This is a genomic window from Polaromonas sp. P3_C2 (assembly GCF_056402675.1).
On the sequence record NZ_JBFUGX010000466.1, the window covers coordinates 1 to 3,322 of the forward strand.

At 59.0% G+C, this 3,322-nt stretch carries 2 protein-coding genes; both read left to right on the forward strand.

Annotated features, from left to right (window positions below; all coding sequences use genetic code 11):
• Positions 1–111 precede the first annotated feature (111 nt).
• Positions 112–2,130, forward strand: a complete 2,019-nt coding sequence (locus AC1DWI_RS17250) for a DUF6531 domain-containing protein (protein ID WP_477725290.1) — start codon at positions 112–114, stop codon at positions 2,128–2,130.
• Between the two features lie 647 nt (positions 2,131–2,777).
• The coding region (locus tag AC1DWI_RS17255; protein ID WP_477725291.1) for a hypothetical protein at positions 2,778–3,322 on the forward strand (545 nt) is incomplete at its 3' end.

Below are 3,322 nucleotides of genomic sequence, written 5' to 3' on the forward strand. Positions count from 1 at the left end.
CCCCAACCTACCGCATTGGCGGCCTGCGAAAACTTTGCCATCACGGCAAATGATTGCACGGGCATTCAACCTCCTTGGTATGGCTCGACTCTGGTTGGAGACCAGTGCTATGTGTACAGGTCCCGTCCGGCGACGCCCGATTGGAACTACACCTATGGCTCGGGTACCTTGCAGTGCCCCGAACGTACCGATTTGGTCAACGGCTCTTGCGTTTGCAAGAAGGGCTTCAAAGAGGATGGCAACAGCACGTCGTGTGTGGTGGCCCCGCCGCCGCCTGTGCTGACATGTCCTGCGCCGAAAAAACGCGTTGTCGATGGCATTGAGGTCGGAAGCCCGATCATTCCCGCGACCGGGGAAAAGGTGTTTGACGACTATGACTACCAGGACGTAGGCCCGCATGCGCTCAGCCTGCTGCGTAGTTTTCGCAGCAGCCGGTCGGCGGGTACTGTGGCGGCAGGGGGCAGTGCCGCTTTCGGCCAAACCTGGTCGCACAACCATGCAGCGTCTGTCCAGCTGGAAGGCATTGTCGGTACGGCAGACAGCACCGCCAAGGTCATGTTCGGCGACGGCAGCGTACGCGAGTTTGGCTGGCAGGTGGGAACCAGCAGCTGGCTGGCCACCAACAGTGCCGATACCCTGGCCTCCAACGGCACGGGCCTGCTCTACAAACAGCTGGACAACGACAGCCAGTGGCAGTTCGATGCGGTTGGCAAGCTGCTCACCGTGACCCAGAGAAACGGCTGGGTCGCTACCTATACCTACAGTACCACCAGTACGCCCGGTAGCATCGCCCCCGTTCCAGGCCTGCTGATCACGGTGACCAACAAATTTGGGCGCAGCCTGGGCTTTATTTACAACGCCTCTAGCCAACTGGTCAGCGTGACGGCGCCTGATGGCCAGGTCATCAGCTACGGCTATGACGGCACTGCAGCCACGGACCGCCTGACAACCGTGACCTACGCAGGCAGTGTGAGCGGTGCCGTCAGCAAGACTTACCACTACGAGAACGCAACTTTTCCGCAATTGGTGACCGGCATCACCGATGAGGTGTCGCATCGCTATGAAACCGTCAGCTACGACACTCAGGGCAGGGGCCTGAGCACCGAATTGGCCGGCGGCGTGTACCGGTACAGTGTGAGTTACGGGGCCGCAGGCGCAACAACCGTCACAGACCCGCTGGACACACAACGTACTTACAACTACAGCACAAACAAGGGCCAGCTCGCCGTGACCGGGGCAACCCTGCCGAGCGCAAGCGGCTCCGGCGACGCGGCCAGCCGGGTGCAAGACGCCAGTGGACTGGTCACGCAAGAGACCGACTTCCTGGGTGTCAACACCATGTACACCTGGGATATCAACCGGCGCCTGCCATTGACCACCACCAAGGCAACAGGCCTTCCTGAGGTGCAGACCACGACCACCCAGTGGCACCCAACCTTCAGGTTGCCGGTGTTGGTGACAGAAGCGGGAAGAACGACTGCTTATACCTACGACACACAGGGAAACCAACTGAGTCAGACCGTCACCGACACGGCCACTAATGTGGCTCGAACCAGCAGTTGGACCTACAACCCTGAAGGCTTAATCGCCACTCAGAGCTTCAATAACATCGTCCAGCAGACCTACGCCTATTACAGCAGCACCAGCTTCAGCGGCACGATACCCAACGTGGTAGGTCACACGGTTGGCGACCTCCAGTCAGTCACCAACGCAGCAGGSCACRTCACGCAGTTCACCCTGTACGACAGGGCMGGRCGSGTGCGYCAGATGRTTGACCCCAAAGGCATCGTCACMGACACGACCTACACCTCCAGAGGCTGGGTCAGCAGCGTAACGGTGACCCCACCAGGTGGGGTAGCCCGGATCACAACGTACAGCTACGACAACGCCGGCCAGCTGACGGGTGTGGTTATGCCCGACAGCAGCACCATGAGCTACAGCTACGACGCCGCGCACAGGCTGACGGGTGTGACCGATGCCAAAGGCAACACCATCACCTACACCCTGGACGCCATGGGCAACAAGGTCAGCGAGCAGGTCAAAGACCCGCAAGGCAACCTGCAAAGAAACATCACCCGCGTGTACGACGCCCTTAACCGGGTCCAGCAAGTCACGGGAGCGAGTAATTGAACCCCAATGCAAATCAAGCGTATCAGCGAGGTAATAACGTGAATGAAAAGTGCACGAATACTCTAAAGCCTAAGCTCATCGTGGGAAATACGGCAAATCTGAAGAAACAGCTTTTGGCGTGGATTGCTGTGCTGGCTGCGTTGATGTCAGGYACAGCTTTCGCCAATGTGGATCCGCTTACTCCGAGCTGGCTCGGTGTTTCTGCGGGCAATGGAGCGTGCATGTCTTCTGCAATTGCTTCCTGTCAGGCTCAGGAGCCGTTCCAGGGAGTAAGTTGGGTCGCTATGAGCGCGGAGCCGAATCCCAAGCTGCTTTTGGATCAGCAAATCTGGTTCCATTGCACTGTGCCAAATAAGGGCCTTAGCACGTACTCAGCCGTCGGTTGTACGGTTCCCCCCGTTTGTCCAGCGGGGTCGGATCCAAACGGCGCGACGTGCGTTTGCAAGCCAGGCTATCTGGAGAACCCTCTCAAGAACGGTTGCTACAACAGCAGCACTACCAACATTGCCAACCTCCTTTTGAGCTCGCAGCCACAATCTTGTAAGGATGCTGGTTTTGTTCAGAAGGGCAAACCTATCACGCCCTTGGTCGGCGCCGAGACGCACACGGTAGCAACGGGGTTTTCGGTTGGTGGCCAGGAGTGGCGTGTGACTTACGACAACCGCAAGGTTTTCACCGCTGCGTCTATGGGCGTTGCACCCAAAGTGCTCGGCAATATCCCCGCGCTCGGTGCGCTATGGGAGAGTTCGCTGCACAAGAACATCGTTATCGGTGCAGGGGGGTTCGACGCGCAGGTCATGCGTGGAAACGGCACCGTCGTCAGCTTCAGGTACAACCCGACGAACGCCTCCTATGCTCCGATGGGTTTGAACAAAGATTCGCTGGTCGTTGTCTCCGGTGGCTATCGCTATCTGGAGGCTTCCTCACAGACCCTGGAAACTTACAACGCCGCGGGGCGGATCACCTCTGAAGCCGATGGCCGCGGGAACAGGATAACGTACGCGTATAGCTCGGCGGCGAGTACCGCTGCCCCGGCCGCTGGGTACTTGGTGTCGGCAACCGACAACACGGGCCGTAGCATCAACTTCAGCTATACACTGCCCTCCGGCGGCAATGCCGCCACTGACGGGCTGCTGAGCTTCATCAGCAATGCCATGGGCCAAACCATCAGCGCCCTTTACGACGCCAACCG